Raw genomic sequence first — 18,951 nt, forward strand, 5'->3', positions numbered from 1 at the left:
TCCTGCAAGGGCACGGACGGTTCAGGCGGCCGCGCCGTCGCCGTGCGCGACCTCCACGCTGTCCAGCACGCCCAGCGCGTCGGGCACCAGGATCGCCGCCGAGTAGTAGGCGCTGACCAGGTAGGAGATGATCGCCCGTTCGTCGATCCCCATGAACCGCACCGACAGGCCCGGCTGGTACTCGTCGGGGATTCCGGTCTGGTGCAGGCCGACCACGCCCTGCGCCGCCTCGCCGGTGCGCATCAGCAGGATCGAGCTGGTCCGGGTGGCGCTGACCGGGATCTTGTTGCAGGGGTAGATCGGCACGCCGCGCCAGGCCGGGATCTTGTGGCCGCCCATGTCGACGGTGTCGGGGTAGAGCCCGCGCCTGCTGCACTCGCGGCCGAACGCGGCGATCGCACGCGGGTGGGCCAGGAAGAACGCCGGTTCCTTCCACACCAGCGTCAGCAGCTCGTCCATGTCGTCGGGGGTGGGCGGGCCGCTGCGGGTGGGGACGCGCTGGCGCAGGTCGGCGTTGGCGAGCAGGCCGAAGTCCCGGTTGTTGATCAGCTCGTGCTCCTGCCGCTCGCGCAGCGCCTCGATGGTCAGCCGCAGCTGCTGCTCGACCTGGTCCATCGGCTTGTTGTAGAGGTCGGCGACGCGGGTGTGCACGCGCAGCACGGTCTGCGCCACGCTCAGCTCGTACTCGCGCGGCGCGAGCTCGTAGTCGACGAACGTGCCCGGCAGCACCGGCTCGCCCTCGTGGCCGGACGCCAGCTCGATGGCGGCCTCGCCGTACTCGTTGCGCGCCGGCTCGGACCCGTCGCTCGTCTGCGCCAGATGGTCGCGCAGCGACTCGGCGTTCTCGCGCACCTGCCGGAACTCGTCGGTGCTGAGCGCCAGCACCGTGCACGGGGTCAGGGCGCGGTAGGTGTGCTCCCAGTGGCCCTGCTCGTCCAGCAGCGCGGTGTGGCCGAAGTACCGGCCGTCGCCGCGCACGCCGAGCACCGCCTCGCCGCCGTACTCGCCGGCGCCGATCTCGTTGACCTTGCCGTGCGCGATCAGGAACACCTGGTCGACGGGCTGCCCCGCCTCGGCGATCGTCTCGCCGGGGGCGTACTCGCGCTGGGTGAAACGGCCGGCCAGCGCCCGCAGCACCTCCTCGTCCTCGTAGCCGCGCAGCGGCGGCAGCTCGCCCAGCTCCTGCGGGATGACCCGCACGTTCGACCCCTCGATGACGAAGGTCACGACGCCGTCGCCCACGGTGTAGGTGAGGCGCCGGTTCACCCGGTACGCCCCGCCGGACGCCTGCACCCACGGCAGCAGCTTCAGCAGCCACCGCGAGGTGATGTTCTGCATCTGCGGGACGGACTTGGTCGTCGTCGCCAGGTTGCGCGCAGCCGTTGTGGCGAGGCTGAACTGCTGTTCGGTCACGGTCCACCACCGATCCGTTGTCGCCGTCACGGGAACCGCGAATCGTCGGAACGCACACGACAGCCCCACGGAAAACGCGTGGAAATTGCCGCGGACGCTGCTTTCGGAATGCGCGGCCCGCATCCGCCAGCGACGCTACCCATCGTAATCATTCAAACGCAACGGGACACTTCTCTTACCCCTGCTTTACCTGCGCCGCGATGGCGGCATCCGCCGCGGACGGCATCCCGCCGACCATCGCGGACGTCCCGTGACCGCCACCCCGCCTAGCGTTTCGGCCATGGAAGACACCGAGATCCGACCGTTCCGCATCGCCGTACCGCAGGGCGATCTGGACGACCTCCGCGACCGGCTGGCCCGCACCCGCTGGCCCGACCAGCTCCCCGGGGTGGGCTGGTCGTACGGGATCCCGCTGGAACGGGTGAAAGAGCTGGCCGAATACTGGCGCACCGAATACGACTGGCGGCGGCACGAGGCGCGGTTGAACGAATTTCCGCAGTTCACCACCGAGATCGACGGCCAGCGGGTGCATTTCCTGCACGCCCGTTCGCCGGAACCGGACGCGCTGCCGCTCATCCTCACCCACGGCTGGCCGAGCACGTTCGCCGACTTCAGCCGGATGGTCGGTCCGCTGACCGACCCGCGTGCGCACGGCGGCGACCCCGGGGACGCCTTCCATGTCGTCGCGCCGTCCATTCCCGGCTTCGCGTTCTCCGGGCCGACGCGCGAGCGCGGCTGGGGACTGGAGCGCGTGGCACGGGCCTGGGCGGAGCTGATGCGGCGCCTGGGGTACGAGCGGTACGGCGCGCAGGGCAACGACTTCGGCTCGCTGCTGGCGCCCGAACTCGGCCGCACCGCCCCGGACAGGGTGGTGGGCGTGCACGTCAACGCGCTGGTGACGGTGCCCTCGGGAGATCCCGCCGAGCTGGAGGACCTGTCGGAGTCCGACCAGGCCCGCCTGGCGCTGCTGGAGCGGTTCGACGAGTACTCGGGTTACGCGGTGGTGCAGAGCACCCGTCCGCAGACCCTGGCCTACGCCCTGGCCGACTCGCCCGCCGGGCAGCTGGCCTGGTACGCCGACTGGTATGACGACCACGGCGCCAAGGTGGACGATCTCGACCGCGACGCCGTCCTGACCAACGTGAGCGTCTACTGGTTCACCGGCACGGCCGGGTCGGCGATCCGCCTCTACCGGGAGGCGAGCGACTCCTGGGGCAAGCCCGTCCCGCGCTCCCCCGTCCCCACCGGCGTAGCGGTGTTCCGCGGGGACTCCACCGTCCGCCGCTTCGCCGAACGCGACAACGAGATCACCCACTGGACCGAGCACGACGAGGCCGGCCACTTCGCCGCCCTGGAGGCCCCGGAACTGCTGACGTCCCTCATCCGGGCGTTCTTCCGCCCGCTGCGCTGACCGTTCCGGGCGTATCCGTCTGACGAAAGACGGCCCCCGCCCGGCCGCCGACGTGGGGCCTGCGCACGCGCACACAGGCCCCCGGGCGCGCCGGGCGCGGCCCGTCGAAGCCAGGCTCCCGGGGGAACACGGGCCGAAAACCTGTCGCGCACGCCTGGAGATGGCTGGTTGCATGCGGGGCATGCGGCGCCGATACCGACGCCTCCTGGTGGGGGCGGACGTCTACTACTGGGGGGCGGGCCACGCTCATGTTCGCGGGCAGGACGACACGGGTCGCCCTCAGACCATCGATTGCCGGGAGGTGCTCACCGTCCGCCGGGAGGGTTCGTCCGGGCTGCTGAACATCGTCTTTCGCGCGGGTCCCGGCCGTCTCGTCGCCGACGGTCTGCTGCACGACGGCGGCGTCGTACGCGGCGACGACGACGCCTACCTGAACCTGCATCGTCCCGGGGTGGTGCGGGCGCTGCTGGACGAGGCGTCGCACCGCGGCCACGGGTTCGACGCCGGGCCGGTCGAGATCGACGGCTGGGAGTTGCTGGACGGCGCCCTGGAGCGCCTGACGGCCACCGGATAATCGGGCGTCATGACCATGAGCACCCGGAACGGGAAGACGCGGTATCTGGTCTGCCACGACTACGGCATGGGCGGGGTGTGGTGGTGGATCTGGGCGGTGTCCCCTGAGGAGGTCGTCACCACCTTCGCCGAGACGGAGGTGGTGACCGACCCCGAGCAGGTCGCCAAGGCCGAGGACTGGGACCTGGACGAGGCCGACGTCGACGATCCGGCGAGGGACGACGTCTCGCTGGAGAGCCTGCGCGCCAGGCGGAACCGGCAGCGCCGCCTGCCGGGCTTCGGCGCCCTGGCCGGCCGGGACCGCGTCCACCTGCGCGCCCCCGGCGACTGGGATCTGGACTCCGAGGACCCCGACGGCGCCCCGGACGGCGCCGGCGACGACGGGTTCGCCGACTACGTCTTCCTCACCGAGCACGGCCCGGACGGGCGCCGCATCCGGCAGGTGGAGATCCGCCCGGACGGCGAGGCCGTGGCCTCCGACGAGACGGTGTGGCCCCTGAACCCGCCGGTCGACCTGTACAACCCGGCCCTGCTCTCCAAGGTGATCGACGCCGCCGAGTTCGAGGAGGCGTGGCGGCGCGCCCGCTTCTGGACGGACGCCGACTGGGACTGAGCCCCCTTCCCCCGCGCCCCCTTCCCCGGCGCCCCCGTCCCCGGCCTAGCGGGTGCCGAGGTCGAGGCGGCGGGACCGGGCCGCGGCGGCGCGGCGCGGCCGGGGCCGTCCGACGCGCTGGATGGGCACGCCCGCCGTCTCGGGGATCAGCAGGATCGGCGCCAGCGCCACCAGCGCCGCAAGCATCAGGTAGAACGCCGGGATGTAGTTGGTGCCGGTCGCCTTGATCAGCGAACCGACGAGCACCGCGCACGTCCCGCCGAACAGCGACGTGGAGACGTTGTAGCCGATGGCGAACGCGCCGTAGCGCACCCGCGTCGGGAACATCGCCGGGAACGTCGCCCCGATCACCGCCTGGATCGGCACCAGCAGCCCGCCGATGATCGCGTACCCGGCGGCGACGCCCAGCGCCCGCTCCGTCTGCATCAGCGCGAACGCGGGCCAGGACAGCACCAGGAACCCGACGGCCGCGGCCAGCAGCAGGGGCTTGCGCCCGATCCGGTCCGACAGCGCGCCCAGCGGCACGATCACCGCGATCATCGCCAGCTCCACGCCGATGGTGATCAGCTGCGCGGTGACCTCGCCGGTCGCCAGGTTGTCGGTCAGGTAGGACGGCATGAACGTCAGCAGCGTGTAGACGGCCACGTTCAGCAGGAACACGATGCCGATCAGGTTGAGGATCATGCGCCAGTTGTGCGCCAGCGTCTCGCGCAGCGGCGAGCGCGCCTTGGCCCCGGCCCGCTCCATCTGCCGGAACGCGGGGGTGTCCTCGATGCGGCTGCGCACGTACAGGCCGACCAGGCCGAGCGGCAGCGCGATCAGGAACGGGATGCGCCAGCCCCAGGAGTGCATGGCCTGCCGGCTGAGCAGCAGGTCGACGGCGAGCACCAGCCCGGCGCCGGAGGCGTAGCCGGCCAGCGTCCCAAGCTCCAGGAAACTGCCGAAGAAGCCGCGTCTGCGGGTCGGCGCGTACTCGGCGATGACGGTGGCGGCGCCGCCGTACTCGCCGCCCGTGGAGAACCCCTGGACCAGCCGGACGAGCAGCAGCAGGATCGGCGCCGCGACGCCGATCGTGGCGTAGCCGGGCAGGATGCCGATGCAGAACGTCGAGCCGGACATCAGCAGGATCGTGGCGGCCAGGACCCGCTTGCGGCCCAGCCGGTCGCCGAGCGGCCCGAAGAACAGCCCGCCGAACGGGCGCGCCACGAACGCCGCCGCGATCAACGCGAAGGAGCGCAGGGTGGCGCTGCCCGCGGCGTCGTGCGGGAAGAACACCGTGCCGATGATCGAGGTCATCACCCCGGCGGTGAACACCCCGAAGTCGAACCACTCGATGCAGTTGCCCATGGCCGACGCGACCACGGCCTTCTTCACCGCGGCCGGGTCGGCGCCCCGTCCCTCGTCCGGTGCCGGCGGGTCGCCCGGCCCGGCGGGGCCGGCGGGTCCGTGCGACGGCGGTTTGCTCATGGACATCGACGCGATCACCTCCGGCCGGTACACATCCCCGGCACGCGGCGGATCTACCCCGCCATATCCGGGCTAGCCGGACGATCTGCCGTTGGCGTCGCCGCCCGCGCCCTCCTCCAGGGTGTCCTCCGGGGAGCCGGAGACGTCGAGGTCGTCGGGCAGCTCGGGCAGCCGCTGGGTGCGTCCGGGGTCGCTCTCGATCTTCAGCAGCCCGTCCTCGGGGATCTGCAGCAGCGCCTGGGTGACCTGGGACTCCTTGGTGATCACACCGCTGGCCAGCACGTTGTTGCGGTGCCGCAGCGCGCCGTTCTGGCGCAGCAGGTCGTCGATCTCGGCGCGCAGCCGGGCCATCCGGCGGGCCTTGCGCAGATGCACCAGGAAGCCGCCGACGGCGACGCCGAGGATGAAGCCGGCGAGCAGGGGGATCCACATCGCCGCGGCGGCCGCGGCCGCCAGCGCCACGACGGCCGCAAGAGCGCCAAAGTGCTGTTCCGCCCGGTCCAGGACGGCGTTGACGCGCTTGGGAATCCTCACTCGGCTCTCTCCTCCGGTTCTGCCGCTCCGTGATCCGCCCGGTACCCCGCGCGCCGCGTCCCCTCGCCGCCCTCGACCGCCGGGCCGGGGCGACGTCCCGGGCGTCGGCGCCCCGGGTGCGCCGGCGCGCCGGGTGTCGTCCCGGCGGGGACCGGCCGGCCGCGCCCGCGCCGGATGGTGTCCGGGCGCCGGGGCGGGGCCGTGGGCGCGGCCGCGGCGTGCCCCGGGCGGGCCGGACGGCGAGGATCGGGCACGCTACGTCCGGCGGGCCGATGAGGCGACAACGATGCGGCCGACGCGAGAGGTTCCAGGTCAGGTCGAAGGTCGCGTCGCTCACGCGCCCCCGCGCTACGCAGAAGAGTCGTGACCACGTGGGGCCGCTCGAAACACTAACAGGCGTCCCCCGCCCGCGCGCACGGCGCCCCGCCGACCCGTCCCCGCGCGCCCCGGCCGGACCGCCGCGGCACGGCCCGTCCCGCACCAGCGGGCCGCACCGCGCGACGGCCGCCGGGACGCAGGTCACACAGGTGCCGGGTCGGGATGCGAGGACCCGCCGCGGCCGAATATCGTCACAAGAATGAGCAATCACTTTGACGTCGTGGTCCTGGGCGCCGGCCCGGGTGGTTATGTCGCCGCGATCCGGTCGGCACAGCTCGGGCTGAAGACGGCGATCATCGAGGAGAAGTACTGGGGCGGGGTCTGCCTCAACGTCGGCTGCATCCCCTCCAAGGCCCTGCTGCGCAACGCCGAGCTGGCGCACATCTTCACCCACGAGGCGAAGACGTACGGGATCAAGGTCGACGGCCAGGTCACCTTCGACTACGGCGAGGCGTTCCGGCGCAGCCGCCAGGTGTCGGACCGCCTGGTCAAGGGCGTGCAGTTCCTCATGAAGAAGAACAAGATCACCTCCTTCGAGGGACGCGGCACGTTCACCGACCCCAACACCCTGCAGGTGGCCCTGAGCGACGGCTCCTCGGAGACGGTCACCTTCGGCCACTGCATCATCGCCACCGGCGCGCACACCAAGCTGCTCCCCGGCACGTCGCTGTCGGAGCGGGTGGTGACCTACGAGGAGCAGATCCTCACCTCCGAGCTGCCCCGCAGCATCGTCATCGCGGGCGCGGGCGCGATCGGCGTCGAGTTCGCCTACGTGCTGCACAACTACGGCGTGAAGGTGACCATCGTCGAGTTCCTCGACCGGATGGTGCCCAACGAGGACGCCGAGGTGTCCAAGGAGCTGCAGCGCCGCTACCGCAAGCTCGGCATCGACGTGCTGACGTCCACCCGCGTGGACGCCATCGACGACTCCGGCGACATCGTCAAGGTCACCGTCACCGGCAAGGACGGCACGCAGCAGGTGCTGGAGGCCGACAAGGTCCTGCAGGCCATCGGGTTCCAGCCCAACGTGGAGGGCTACGGCCTGGAGAAGACCGGCGTGGCGCTGACCGACCGGGGCGCCATCGCGGTGGACGGCCGCTGCCGCACCTCGGTGCCGCACATCTTCGCCATCGGCGACGTGACCGCCAAGCTGATGCTGGCGCACACCGCCGAGGCCATGGGCGTCGTCGCGGCCGAGACCATCGCCGACGCCGAGACCATGGAGCTGGAGTACGTGATGATCCCGCGGGCCACGTACTGCCAGCCGCAGGTCGCCAGCTTCGGGCTGACCGAGGCGCAGGCGCGCGAGGAGGGCTACGACGTCAAGGTGGCCAAGTTCCCCTTCAGCGCCAACGGCAAGGCCCTCGGCCTCGGCGACTCCGACGGGTTCGTCAAGGTGGTCAGCGACGCCCGGTACGGCGAGATCCTGGGCGCCCACATGATCGGCCCGGACGTCACCGAGCTGCTGCCCGAGCTGACCCTGGCCCAGCGCTGGGACCTGACCGTGCACGAGGTCGCCCGCAACGTGCACGCCCACCCCACCCTCAGCGAGGCGATCAAGGAGGCGGTGCACGGCGCCGCCGGGCACATGATCAACCTCTGATCACCACGCCGTCCGCCCGGTGCGCCCGGTGCGTCCGTCCCGGCGCACCGGGCGCCGCCGTGTCACCCGCCGGTTCCGGCGCGGCGACGGTGCAACGAATCGCCGCCGCGGGGCCGTAAGACGCAACGAACGCGCAGGTCAACGCAAGGTCGGCGGCTTGGTTCGGGGCCCCTGCGATTCCTAGGCTTTCGATCATCTGATCCCCCTCTGGGAAGCCTTTCGGGAGACCCGCATGACCCTGTCCCCGGCGATGGAACCGGCGTCCTCGCCACTGCCGGAAAGCGTGGAGCGCGGCGAGCAACCGGAGCGCGGCGCACGCGTCGCGCGGCCGCGGCACTTCCTGATGTGCCGCCCGGAGCACTTCGCCGTCACCTACTCCATCAACCCCTGGATGGACCCGGCGGCGGGCGCCGACGCGGCCCGCGCCGTGGCGCAGTGGGAGGCGCTGCGCGCCGCCTACCTGGGCCTGGGGCACCGGGTCAGCGTGATCGACCCGGTCGAGGGCCTGCCCGACATGGTGTTCGCCGCCAACGGGGCTCTGGTGGTGAACGGCCGGGCGTACGGGGCGCGGTTCGCCCACCCCCAGCGGGCGGCCGAGGGCCCCGCGTACGCCGCGTGGCTGCGCGCCAACGGCTTCCCGGAGGTGCGCGAGCCCGTCCACACCAACGAGGGCGAGGGCGACTTCCTGACGCTGGACCGCCTCATCCTGGCCGGCACGGGGTTCCGCACCGAGGTGGCGGCCCACCAGGAGGCGCAGGAGTTCCTCGGCGTGCCCGTGGTGACGCTGCGGCTGGTCGACCCCCGCTTCTACCATCTGGACACGGCGTTGTTCCCGCTCGGCGACGACAACGTGGCCTACTACCCGGGCGCGTTCTCCCCCGGCAGCCGCGCCGTGCTGGAGCGGCTGTTCCCGGACGCGATCGTCGCCGACGAGCGGGACGCGGCCGTGCTGGGCCTCAACGCGGTCTGCGACGGCCGCAACGTGGTGATCAACGCCGAGGCCACGGGGCTGATCGCGACGCTGCGGCGGCACGGGTACGAGCCCGTCCCGGTCGACCTGTCGGAGCTGCGCAAGGCCGGCGGCGGCCCCAAGTGCTGCACGCTGGAACTGCGGGCGGGGCAGGCGGCGCCGTAGCGCTCAGCGGCGCCCCGGCGAACGGCGCTCCGGGGAACGGCGCTCCGATGAACGGCGGCCCGGGGAGCGGCGGACGGCGGCGCGCACGGTGCGGCGCACGGTGTGGCGCAGGTACGGCACCGTGACGCCCTCCTCGGCCAGGCGGCGGCGGGCCAGGGTGCGGCTGCGCAGCAGGCAGGTCACGCCGATGATCCAGATCGGCAGCTGCACCATCCACGCGACGCGGAACGCCTCGGGCGTGAACTCGCGGCCCGGCGACAGCGCGTCCAGCACGAACCCGATCAGCAGGATCGTCACCAGCGCGGCGCAGAACCCGCCCATGTTGACGATGCCGGTGGCGGCGCCCTGCCGGGTCGGCGGGTTGAACGTGCGGGCGAAGTCGAACCCGATCATCGAGCCGGGGCCGCCGAGCGCCACGCACAGCACCAGGACCACCAGCAGCCAGGCGGGCGCGGGCGGCGGCCAGGCCAGCACCGCCGCCCACGCGCCGGCGTTGAGGGCGACGACGCCCAGCACCAGCCAGGAGCGGTGCAGCGGGTGCCGGGCCACCAGCCGCCCGACGTACGGGCCGGACACCATGGTGGCCAGCACGAACACCGTCAGCAGCGTGCTGGCCGACGACGGCGCCATGCCCTGCCCGGACACCAGGTACGGGTAGCCCCACATCAGCGCGAAGACGGTGCCCGAGAACTGGGTGACGAAGTGCGTCCACAGGCCCAGACGGGTGCCGGGGTGCCGCCAGGCGGCGACGAGGTTGCCGCCGACCTCGGCCAGGCCGGGCGCCTTGGCGCGTTCCTTTCCGGGCGGGGCGTCGCGCAGCACCGCCAGCGCCAGCACGCCGACCAGCACGCCCAGCCCGGCGGCGGAGCCGAACGCGGCGCTCCAGCCGGGGCCGTGCAGCAACGCCACCAGCGGGACGGCGCTGAGCACCTGCCCGGTCTGCCCGAGCAGGCCGGTGAGCTGGGTGACGACCGGGATGCGCCGCGCGGGGAACCACACCGTCACCAGGCTGAGCACGCTGATGAACGTCATGGCGTCGCCCGCGCCCACCAGCACGCGCGCCACGACGGCGGTGCCGATGTCGGTGGTGAACGCCAGCAGCGCCTGCCCGGCGGCCATCGCCAGCGCGCCGCCCGCGATCATGCGGCGCGGGCCGAGGCGGTCGAGCATCAGCCCGACGGGAATCTGCAGCCCCGCGTACACGACCAGTTGCAGGACGGTGAACGAGGCCAGCATCCCGGCGGAGGTGTCGAAGCGGTGGACGGCGTCCAGCCCGGCCACGCCGAAGGAGGTGCGGTGCAAAACGGCCACCACGTACGCGGCCACGCCGACCGCCCAGAGCGTCCACGCGAGGGCGGGTACGCGGGTGTCCCTGGAGGTGAGCGGGGAGGTCGGCGGCAGGGTCGGGGACGGGGCACGCGTAAGGGTTTTTTCGTTTTGCACGTTTACTCACGATAAGGCAGCCTTTCGCCTGCTCGGTGAACGGCGTGTTCCGGTCGCCTTTCACCGGCCTTTCACCGGCGTGCGCGGCGGAGCCACCGGTCAGCGGGCCGGACGGGGCGCGGGACGTGCGCGTCCGCTTGACACCCGGAGACCCGTTCGCCGAATTTGGGAGCGCTCCCACCCCTGGAGGGCCGGTCCCCGTCCGGCCCGGAGAGTGAGCGATCCCACGATGTCCTCACCCCTGAGAACCTCGCCGCCCCCACCCAGCACGGCGTCCCTCGGCGGGACGCCGCTCAGGAGAGCGGCCGCCGCCGTCGCCGTCGCGCTCGGCCTGCTGGTGCTGGCCGCCGGCCTGGCGGTGCGCGTCGCGCTCCCCGCGCACGCGGCGACACAACTGTGCGGCGCCACCGACACCCTTTCCGTCAGCGGCGGGCAGTACGTCGCCCAGAACAACATCTGGGGCGCGTCCACCCCGCAGTGCATCACCGTGGACGGCACGTCGTTCCGCGTCGACTCCTCCGGCCACCAGAACAGCACCAGCGGCGCGCCCGCTGCGTACCCGTCCCTGTTCAAGGGATGCCACTGGGGCCAGTGCACGTCCAACAGCGGGCTGCCGGTGCAGGTCGGGTCCATGCCCGCGGTGACCAGCAGCTGGAGCACGACGCAGACCGGCAGCGGCGCGTACAACGTCTCCTACGACCTCTGGTACAACACCACGCCGACCACCACCGGCGCACCCGACGGCGCCGAGGTGATGATCTGGCTCAACCACAACGGCGGCGTGCAGCCGGCCGGGTCGCGCGTCGCGACCGGCGTGCAGATCGCCGGCGCCACCTGGGACGTGTGGACGGCACAGATGGACTGGAAGTACATCGCCTACGTCCGCACGTCCGGCACCTCGTCCGTCTCCGACCTGGACCTGCGCGCCTTCACACGCGACGCCGTCGGCCGCGGCCAGATCCAGAACTCCTGGTACCTGATCGACGTGGAGGCGGGCTTCGAGATCTGGCAGGGCGGCGCGGGCCTGGCCACGAACTCGTTCTCCGTCAGCGTCGGCGGCACGACCCCGCCCACCGATCCGCCCACGGACCCGCCGACGGGCGACCGGGCGTGCACGGCGAACCTGCGCGTCGACAACTCCTGGGGCAGCGGGTTCACAGCGACGGTGACGGTCGCCAACTCCGGCGCCCAGCCGCTGAACGGCTGGACCGTCGAATGGTCGTTCCCCGGCGGCCAGCGCGTGCAGAACGCCTGGAACGCCACCGTCACGCAGAGCGGGCAGTCGGTGCGCGCCGTCAACGCGGCGTACAACGGCGCGGTCGCCGCCAACGGCGCGACGAGCTTCGGCTTCCAGGGCACCGGGAGCAACCCGGGCACCGCGTCGCTGCGCTGCACGCCCAACTGAGCGGCACGTGCGGCTGAGCCGTACGCCCCGCCGGACGATCTAGGCTGAGGCGCGTGTGGGAACAGGTCCGCGCGCGCCTCAACCGCAGCCGTCACGAACTCGGCCGTCTGGCCGACGACTGGTACCCCGACGACATACCGCGCGTCGCGGGCACCTCGTTGCTGTGCCGCCCGGAATGGGTGCCCGCCACGCCGATCCCCCTGGAAGACCTACGGCTGGTGTGGGACGCGCACCCGGCCCCGCCCGCCGTGGCGGAACCTTCCGACGGGCTGCCGCCGGGCTTCCGCACCTACGCGGAGGCGATGGCCGCCCTGGCTTCTCCCAAGGTGTTCGAGAACCGCCTCAGCTACCGGCTCCTGCACGCCGCCCTGGAGGGCGACCCCGTACTGCGGCTGGGGCCGGCGCAGTACTTCGACGGCGTGAACGTCGGCGAGGCCGTCGCCCATGAACTGGCCGCCTCGTCCCCGGGCCTGCCCCTGCGAACACGCATCGGCGACCCCTGCGACCTGACGCGCCGCCCGGCCCTGGTCGCCATCACCACGCTGACGCTGACGCGGTCCGGCTCGTACGTGCTGCACTGGCGCGACCCCGAGAAGGTCGCCCACGCCGGGGGGCTGCACCAGGTCATGCCGGTCGGCGTGTTCCAGCCCCTCACCGACGAGCGCGCCGACCTGGACCTGTGGCGCTGCATGGTGCGCGAGTTCAGCGAGGAACTGCTCGGCACGCCCGAGGACTACGGCCCCGGCTTCGACCAGGAGTCATGGCCGTTCCACCGGACCCTCACCCGCGCCCGCGCGGAGGGCCGCCTACGCGTGCACTGCCTCGGACTGGGCGTGGACCCGCTCACCCTGGCCGTCGACGTCCTCACCGTGGCCGTCTTCGACGACGCGCTGTTCGCCGAGGTCTTCGGCGGCCTGGTCACCGTCAACGCCGAGGGCGACGTGCGGCCGGCCGCCTTCGACGGCACCGTCCCGTCCCCCATGCAGCCCGCCGGCGCCGCCGCCCTTCGCCTGGCGTGGCACCACCGCGCCTCCCTCCTCGGGTAGGCCGTCGCGGCCGGCGTCGGCCAGGTCCTTGAGCTCGTTGAGGGCGTCGCGCAGGTGGTCGACGATCTCGGCGGGGTCGGGGACGAGGTCGCGGGCGGCGACGATGCCCACGTCGACCTGGCCGTCGTAGGAGAAGACGGTGATGTTGAGGCCGCCGCTGATGTCGGTGACCACGGAGATCGGGTAGTAGCCGAGCACCCGGGCGCCGCACAGGTACAGGGGGAACTGCGGGCCGGGCACGTTGGAGATGATCAGGTTGATGGGCCGCAGCGCCGGGGCCGGGACGGCGCGCAGGGTGGGCAGCGCCTGCAGGGCCATGCGGGTGACGGGTCCGGCCAGGGGCGCGGGCAGGAGCCTGCTGACCTGCCGCACCCAGGCGCCGTCGGAGGCCACGAAGCGGCGCTTGGCGGCGTCCATGTCGGCGCGGACGGCGGCGTAGCGGTCGGCCGGGTCGGCGATGTGGGTGGCCAGCGGAGCGGACATGATCGACAATTGGTTGCCCGCCTCGCCGGCGCCGTCGCCGCGGCGCAGCGACACCGGCACGCCCACCACCAGGGGACGGTCGGGCAGCTCGCCGCGCTTGTCGAGCCACATGCGCAGCGCGCTGGCGCACATCGCCATGACGACGTCGTTGACGCTGCCGCCCAGCGCCTGCCGCACCTGCTTGATCTCCGCCAGCGACAGCTCCCCGCAGGCGACCGAGCGGCGGCGGCCGATCGGGCGGTTGAACGGGGTGGGCGGGGCGTTGACGCGGGGCGCGCGCGGCATCTCCTCACGGCCGAGCGCCTGCGCGACCTGCGACATCAGCCCAGCGCCGGGGAGCTGGGAGAGCACGGGGATCTCGTCCAGGTAAGGCGCGGTCCTGGCCATGGTCACGGCGCTGCGAACCGGGTGCAGCGCCGTCTTGAGCAGCCCGGAGCGGAGCATGCGCAGCGGGCCGGGAGCGCGCCGGGGCTCGGCGTCGTCGGCCGGCACCTCGCGCGGCACGGGGGACAGGTCCAGGAAGGCGGCGAGGGTCTCGGCGGCCATGACGCCGTCGATGGCGGCGTGGTGCACCTTGAGGTAGACGGCCACGCGCCCGCCCGCCAGTCCCTGGATCAGCACCAGCTCCCACAGCGGGTGGGCCCGGTCGAGCGGGCGTTCGTGCAGCATCGCGACGGCCTCGCTGAGCTGGGCGGGACCGCCGGGGGCGGGCAGGGCGATCTCCAGGATGTGCCGGCGGGGGTCGAAGTCCGGGTCGTCCTCCCAGTAGGGCAGGTCGAGCCCGAGCGGGACCTGGGCGAGCCGCTGCCGCAGCGGCCGGGCCAGGTGGGCGCGCCGCCGGACCACGTCCGCCACGTCCTCCACGGTGAGCCTGCCGCCCGGGCAGGCGGCCGGGTCCAGGATCCCGACCCCGGCGATGTGCGCGTGCGTCGTGTCCGTCTCGGCGTTGAGGAACGCGGCGTCCACGGCGGTCAGCTGGCTCATGCTCGTCGTCCCGTCCCTGTCGAAGTCTGCTGCTCTTCCGAGAGGTATGCCGGTACGGGACGGTACGTCAATGCGCCACCTCAGAAAGTAACGCGGACTTAACAGGGCATTCGTCGCAGTTCACCGGCCTGAAGCATAGAAAACGAGCAATTTTTCTGACCGCATGAGGTCAAGAGATCTTACTGGGATATCAAACGCTCGTTCGGCGAACGGGCCCGAGATCACGCCGTTACGCTGGTCGGTCATGACGGCACGACCACTCACCGAGATCATGGAGGCGGGCTGGGCCCGGGCGCTGGAGCCGGTGGCCGGACGGATCGCCGCCATGGGCGACTTCCTGCGCGCCGAGGTGGCGGCCGGCCGCCGCTACCTGCCCGCCGGAAACCTCATCCTGCGCGCCTTCACCCAGCCGTTCGACGAGGTCAAAGTGCTGATCGTCGGCCAGGACCCGTACCCGACCCCGGGTCACCCGGTGGGCCTGAGCTTCTCGGTGGCGCCGGACGTGCGGCCGTTGCCCGGCAGCCTGATCAACATCTTCCGCGAATACTGCGACGACCTCGGACACCCCCAGCCGTCCACCGGCGACCTGACGCCCTGGGCCGAGCAGGGGGTGCTGCTGCTCAACAGATCCCTGACGGTGATGCCCGGCAGGCCCAACTCCCACCGCGGCAAGGGCTGGGAGGAGGTCACCGAGCAGGCCATCCGCGCCCTGGCCGCGCGTGGCCGTCCCCTGGTGGCGATCCTGTGGGGACGCAACGCCCGCGACCTCAAGCCGCTGCTCGGCGCCGTCCCGTGCATCGAGTCGGCCCACCCCAGCCCGATGTCGGCCGACCGCGGCTTCTTCGGCTCCCGCCCGTTCAGCCGCGCCAACCAGCTCCTCGAACGCCAGGGCGCCCAGCCGCTCGACTGGAAGCTGCCGTAGCCCGCAGGCTCCCGTGACCCGCGCAAGCCCCCGTGACTACGCGTCGGGGAGGCGGCGGAGCAGGGCGGCGAACTCGGTGGAGCCTTCCAGGTCGGCGGGCGGCCGCAGCGGGGTGAGGCGGCGCTCGCCGTGGCTCCAGTACACGCCGGGCGCGCACGGGTCGTCGGCGTCGTCGTGCATCTCGCGGACCACGTCGGCGAAGACGGGCAGCACCCGGCGCACCGCCGTCGACGTGATCGGGTAGAGCAGCAGCGTGCTGTGGCTCGGCACGCCCACCAGCGCGCCGTACGGGTTGTGCCGGGGCAGGAACTGGTCGATCTCGCCCAGCAGCGCCGACACGTACCGGCTGCCGGGCTTGGTGACGACGCGCACGTTCTCGCCGAGCAGCAGCGGCTGCTCGCGGGCCGCCACGTCCGCCAGCTCCCGGTCGTGGGTGTTGGTCACCACGTAGCCGAGGCGGCGCAGCCCGAGCAGCCCGGCCCGCGCCTTGGTCAGCGGGCCGCCGTACCGGGGGTGCTCGATCATCACCATGGCGTCGAAATGGTCCCCGGCCGGGACCACCACCAGGCCCTCCCGGTCGCGCGGATCCAGCTTGGGCACGATCCGCAGCCGCAGCAGTTCCCGCAGGTCGCCGAACAGCTCCATCTCGCCGATCGCCAGGAAGGCGCGGTCGCGGGCCTCGCGCAACCACTCGTCCACCAGCCGCGGCCAGGCCGGGCGCGGCGCCCGCGCGCACCGTTCCAGCAGCGTCCAGGTGGAGGCGCGGGCCTCGGACCGGCCCACCGGCACCACGACCTCCGAGGTTCCGCCGTCGAACCAGGCGGTGGGCGCCAGCACCGGGAGCAGGTCCCGGATGAGCGCGTGCGCGTCCGCCGCCGCGTCCAACGGTTCCATGCTCATCCCCCTTCACAGGATCACGTCCCTCCCACCATGGCAGAGATGGGGCGTACACGGCGATCCCTCGGTGAATCATCGGTAATTCGTTGGACGGCTGCGGCCGTCACGCCTGATGATCGAAACATGTCCGCGTCCAAGGAAGGGCCCCGGGAGGTCGTCCGTCTCCCCCAGGCCCGGCAGCAGCCCGCCCCCGCCCGGGAGCCCGTGTTCCAGGGCGAGCTGGGGCTGCCTGTGGTGTTCAACCTGGACGAGAACAACGGCCACGCCGACGTGATGCAGGTCATGGCGCTGCGTCCGTTCGCCACCGGGGAGCACCCGTGGGGGCGTTCCACCCACCTGGACCACGTGCGCGCCGACGCGCCGCTGCGCCCGCCGACCGCCCGGGTGGTGCGGGTGTCGCGGGAGAAGTCACGGGTGGCGGAACTGGCCGAGGGCGACGGCTGGAGCCTGCTCACGATCCGCTGGAACACCGGCTCGGCGTACGTGGAGGTGTCGGCGGTCAGCGAGGAGCTGGCCGACTCGGTCATGGACGAGTGCGTCCGCGACGCCGTCGAGCCGCCGAAGGTCGACGAGTCCGCGGTGCAGATGGGCTTCTGGCATCTGGGCCACGGCCCGCAGCGCACCGAGCGGACGATCACCGCGGACGCCTGGGCGGACATCCGCGGCAACTACACCGCGCGCGTCGCCCGCGAGCTGGACCGGGTGATGGGCCTCGGCCGCGACGAGGCGCACGGGCGGCTCCTGCTGCTGCACGGCCCGCCGGGCACCGGCAAGACCACCGCGCTGCGTGCGCTGGCCCGCGCGTGGAGCTCGTGGTGCCAGGCCGACTGCGTGCTCGACCCCGAGGCGCTGTTCGGCACGCCCAGCTACCTGATGCGCGTCACCATCGGCGACGATGACGACGACGAGGGCCGCTGGCGGCTGCTCATCCTGGAGGACTGCGACGAGCTGATCCGCGGCGAGGCCAAGCAGTCGACGGGCCAGGGCCTGTCACGGCTGCTCAACCTGACCGACGGGATGCTCGGGCAGGGCCGCAACGTGCTGGTGGCGATAACCACCAATGAGGACATCGCGCGCCTGCACCCCGCGGTGGTGCGGCCGGGACGCTGCCTGGCCCAGATCGAGGTGGGGCCGCTCACCCGGCCGGAGGCGCTGACGTGGCTGGGCGACGACGCGCCCGCCGGCGCCGCCGTCCCCGCCGAGGGGGCGACGCTGGCGGAGCTGGCGGCACTGCTCCGGGGCGACGGACGCCCCCGCGACGGGGACGCCCCCTCCGGAACGGCGACCGGCTTCTACCTGTAGAGCCCGCGCGGGCCCGGCCGCGACGCGGCGATGGGCTTGGGCCGGGTGGGGGTGCCCGGGGTCAGCCCGCGGCCTTGGCAAGGGCCTGCTCGATGTCGGCCCACAGGTCGTCCGGGTCCTCCAGGCCGACGGCGACGCGGACGGTGCCCTCCCCGATCCCGGCGGCGGCGAGCGCGGCGGCGTCGAGCTGCCGGTGCGAGGTGCTGGCCGGGTGCATCACCAGTGTCGCGGCGTCGCCCAGCGACGGTGCCAGCGACGCCACGCGCACCGACTCGACGAACACGCGCCCGGCGTCGCGTCCGCCCGCCAGGTCGAACGACAGCACGCCGCCGTAGCCGCCGGACAGCAGCCGGCCCGCCAGCTCGTGCTGCGGATGGCCGGGCAGCCCCGGGTGGTGGACGCCCTCGACGGACGGGTGGGCGGCCAGGCGCCGGGCCAGCTCCAGCGCGGTGGCGCTCTGCCGCTCGACGCGCATCGGCATCGTGACCAGGCCGCGCAGCACCAGCCAGGCGGCGAACGGGTCGGCGGTGGCGCCCAGCTCGACGGCGTGGTCCCACACGCGGCGGTGCACGGCGGGGTCGGCGAACACCGCGACCCCGCCGACGATGTCGCCGTGCCCGCCCATGTACTTGGTGGCCGAGTGCACCACGATGTCGGCGCCGTGGTCGAGCGGACGGCACAGCAGCGGCGCGAAGGTGTTGTCCACGACGGTGGTGACCCCGGCCTCGCGGGCGACGGCGGCCAGCGCGGGGATGTCGGCCACCTGCGTCATGGGGTTGGCGATGGTCTCCAGGTACAGCAGGCGGGTGGTGGGGCGCAGCGCGGCGCGCACCTCGCCGGCGTCGTCGCCGGAGACCTCGCTGACCTCGACGCCCCAGCGCTCGCGCAGGTCGTGCAGCAGCGCCCACGTCCCGCCGTACAGGCCGGACTGGGCGATCACGTGGTCGCCGGTGCGCAGCAGCGCCAGCAGCACGGCGCTGATCGCGCCCATCCCGGAGGCGGTCGCGTACGCGCCGGTGCCGCCCTCCAGCTCGGCCACGGCGTTCTCCAAGGCGCGCACGGTGGGGTTGCCCATGCGTCCGTACAGGTACGCGGCGCGCGGGCCGTCGAACGCCGCCGCCAAGGCGTCGGCGTCGTCGAAGGCGAACAGGTGCCCCTGGTAGAGGGGGACGTTCAACGGCCGGCTCCCGACGGGTGTTTCGACGGTCGGGTGGACGGCCCGCGTCTGCGGACGCTGCGCGTTCGATGACTGCGCGTTCGATGACTGTGCGTTCGTCGGGTGTACGTCGCTCATGTCACCAGGGTGCGGGCGGGACGCGCGGCGTCGACAGATCCAATCGCG

15 protein-coding genes are annotated in these 18,951 nt (G+C 72.8%); 8 read left to right on the plus strand and 7 right to left on the minus strand.

Going from position 1 to position 18,951, the window contains the following annotated elements; translation table 11 throughout:
- Positions 1–21 precede the first annotated feature (21 nt).
- Positions 22–1,413, minus strand: coding sequence for a family 2B encapsulin nanocompartment shell protein (locus tag ABD811_RS21295; protein WP_344950363.1), 1,392 nt, complete (start codon positions 1,411–1,413; stop codon positions 22–24).
- A gap of 280 nt (positions 1,414–1,693) precedes the next feature.
- Here ABD811_RS21295 and ABD811_RS21300 point away from each other — a divergent pair, with 280 nt between their 5' ends.
- From ABD811_RS21300 to ABD811_RS21310, 3 genes are all read left to right on the plus strand, one after another.
- On the plus strand, positions 1,694–2,824 hold the full coding sequence (locus ABD811_RS21300) for an epoxide hydrolase family protein (protein ID WP_344950365.1): 1,131 nt from the start codon (positions 1,694–1,696) through the stop codon (positions 2,822–2,824).
- Between the two features lie 181 nt (positions 2,825–3,005).
- Positions 3,006–3,398 (plus strand): hypothetical protein, encoded by a 393-nt coding sequence (locus ABD811_RS21305; RefSeq protein ID WP_344950368.1) that lies wholly within the window; start codon positions 3,006–3,008, stop codon positions 3,396–3,398.
- Between the two features lie 9 nt (positions 3,399–3,407).
- A complete protein-coding gene (locus ABD811_RS21310; protein WP_344950371.1) occupies positions 3,408–4,010 on the plus strand; it encodes a hypothetical protein in 603 nt (200 codons plus the stop codon).
- Positions 4,011–4,055: 45 nt separating this feature from the next.
- Here the strand turns inward: ABD811_RS21310 and ABD811_RS21315 are convergent, their stop codons facing one another.
- A complete protein-coding gene (locus ABD811_RS21315; protein WP_344950374.1) occupies positions 4,056–5,483 on the minus strand; it encodes an MFS transporter in 1,428 nt (475 codons plus the stop codon).
- Between the two features lie 66 nt (positions 5,484–5,549).
- Positions 5,550–6,011 carry a hypothetical protein gene (locus ABD811_RS21320; RefSeq protein WP_344950377.1) on the minus strand — a complete coding sequence of 154 codons (462 nt, stop codon included), beginning with the start codon at positions 6,009–6,011 and terminating at the stop codon, positions 5,550–5,552.
- Between the two features lie 577 nt (positions 6,012–6,588).
- On the opposite strand from ABD811_RS21320, the gene lpdA reads away from it, so the two are divergent.
- Together lpdA and ddaH are read left to right on the plus strand one after the other, a co-directional pair.
- On the plus strand, positions 6,589–7,992 hold the full coding sequence (gene lpdA / locus ABD811_RS21325; protein WP_344950380.1) for a dihydrolipoyl dehydrogenase: 1,404 nt from the start codon (positions 6,589–6,591) through the stop codon (positions 7,990–7,992).
- Positions 7,993–8,224: 232 nt separating this feature from the next.
- Positions 8,225–9,127 (plus strand): dimethylargininase, encoded by a 903-nt coding sequence (ddaH, locus tag ABD811_RS21330; RefSeq protein ID WP_344950383.1) that lies wholly within the window; start codon positions 8,225–8,227, stop codon positions 9,125–9,127.
- 3 nt (positions 9,128–9,130) lie between these two features.
- Here ddaH and ABD811_RS21335 read toward each other — a convergent pair whose 3' ends face one another.
- Positions 9,131–10,570, minus strand: coding sequence for an MFS transporter (locus ABD811_RS21335; RefSeq protein WP_344950386.1), 1,440 nt, complete (start codon positions 10,568–10,570; stop codon positions 9,131–9,133).
- Positions 10,571–10,799: 229 nt separating this feature from the next.
- On the opposite strand from ABD811_RS21335, the gene ABD811_RS21340 reads away from it, so the two are divergent.
- Entirely contained in the window at positions 10,800–11,975 is a 1,176-nt protein-coding gene (locus ABD811_RS21340; protein WP_344950388.1) for a GH12 family glycosyl hydrolase domain-containing protein, read from the plus strand.
- Positions 11,976–12,781: 806 nt separating this feature from the next.
- Here ABD811_RS21340 and ABD811_RS21345 read toward each other — a convergent pair.
- Entirely contained in the window at positions 12,782–14,488 is a 1,707-nt protein-coding gene (locus ABD811_RS21345; RefSeq protein WP_344950391.1) for a WS/DGAT/MGAT family O-acyltransferase, read from the minus strand.
- 244 nt (positions 14,489–14,732) lie between these two features.
- Here ABD811_RS21345 and ABD811_RS21350 point away from each other — a divergent pair, with 244 nt between their 5' ends.
- Entirely contained in the window at positions 14,733–15,410 is a 678-nt protein-coding gene (locus ABD811_RS21350; RefSeq protein WP_344950394.1) for a uracil-DNA glycosylase, read from the plus strand.
- Positions 15,411–15,446: 36 nt separating this feature from the next.
- On the opposite strand, the gene ABD811_RS21355 is transcribed toward ABD811_RS21350, so the two are convergent.
- Positions 15,447–16,304, minus strand: coding sequence for a hypothetical protein (locus tag ABD811_RS21355; RefSeq protein WP_344950397.1), 858 nt, complete (start codon positions 16,302–16,304; stop codon positions 15,447–15,449).
- Between the two features lie 126 nt (positions 16,305–16,430).
- Between ABD811_RS21355 and ABD811_RS21360 the strand changes: the two genes are divergently transcribed.
- Complete coding sequence (locus tag ABD811_RS21360) at positions 16,431–17,609, plus strand: DUF5925 domain-containing protein (RefSeq protein WP_344950400.1); 1,179 nt, start codon at positions 16,431–16,433, stop codon at positions 17,607–17,609.
- A 61-nt stretch (positions 17,610–17,670) separates the two neighbouring features.
- On the opposite strand, the gene ABD811_RS21365 is transcribed toward ABD811_RS21360, so the two are convergent.
- Positions 17,671–18,903, minus strand: coding sequence for a trans-sulfuration enzyme family protein (locus ABD811_RS21365; protein ID WP_344950403.1), 1,233 nt, complete (start codon positions 18,901–18,903; stop codon positions 17,671–17,673).
- Between the last annotated feature and the right edge of the window lie 48 nt (positions 18,904–18,951).

The sequence above is a fragment of the Actinomadura miaoliensis genome (assembly GCF_039536785.1).
Classification (GTDB): domain Bacteria; phylum Actinomycetota; class Actinomycetes; order Streptosporangiales; family Streptosporangiaceae; genus Spirillospora; species Spirillospora miaoliensis.

What these genes read in the sequence shown, in the direction of transcription:
- ABD811_RS21300 (WP_344950365.1), top strand. Translation starts at nt 1,694, where the DNA reads ATGGAAGACACCGAGATCCGACCGTTCCGCATCGCCGTACCGCAGGGC.
- ABD811_RS21305 (WP_344950368.1), top strand. Translation starts at nt 3,006, where the DNA reads ATGCGGCGCCGATACCGACGCCTCCTGGTGGGGGCGGACGTCTACTAC.
- ABD811_RS21310 (WP_344950371.1), top strand. Translation starts at nt 3,408, where the DNA reads ATGACCATGAGCACCCGGAACGGGAAGACGCGGTATCTGGTCTGCCAC.
- ABD811_RS21315 (WP_344950374.1), bottom strand. Translation starts at nt 5,483, where the DNA reads ATGTCCATGAGCAAACCGCCGTCGCACGGACCCGCCGGCCCCGCCGGG.
- lpdA (WP_344950380.1), top strand. Translation starts at nt 6,589, where the DNA reads ATGAGCAATCACTTTGACGTCGTGGTCCTGGGCGCCGGCCCGGGTGGT.
- ddaH (WP_344950383.1), top strand. Translation starts at nt 8,225, where the DNA reads ATGACCCTGTCCCCGGCGATGGAACCGGCGTCCTCGCCACTGCCGGAA.
- ABD811_RS21340 (WP_344950388.1), top strand. Translation starts at nt 10,800, where the DNA reads ATGTCCTCACCCCTGAGAACCTCGCCGCCCCCACCCAGCACGGCGTCC.
- ABD811_RS21345 (WP_344950391.1), bottom strand. Translation starts at nt 14,488, where the DNA reads ATGAGCCAGCTGACCGCCGTGGACGCCGCGTTCCTCAACGCCGAGACG.
- ABD811_RS21350 (WP_344950394.1), top strand. Translation starts at nt 14,733, where the DNA reads ATGACGGCACGACCACTCACCGAGATCATGGAGGCGGGCTGGGCCCGG.
- ABD811_RS21355 (WP_344950397.1), bottom strand. Translation starts at nt 16,304, where the DNA reads ATGGAACCGTTGGACGCGGCGGCGGACGCGCACGCGCTCATCCGGGAC.
- ABD811_RS21360 (WP_344950400.1), top strand. Translation starts at nt 16,431, where the DNA reads ATGTCCGCGTCCAAGGAAGGGCCCCGGGAGGTCGTCCGTCTCCCCCAG.
- ABD811_RS21365 (WP_344950403.1), bottom strand. Translation starts at nt 18,903, where the DNA reads ATGAGCGACGTACACCCGACGAACGCACAGTCATCGAACGCGCAGTCA.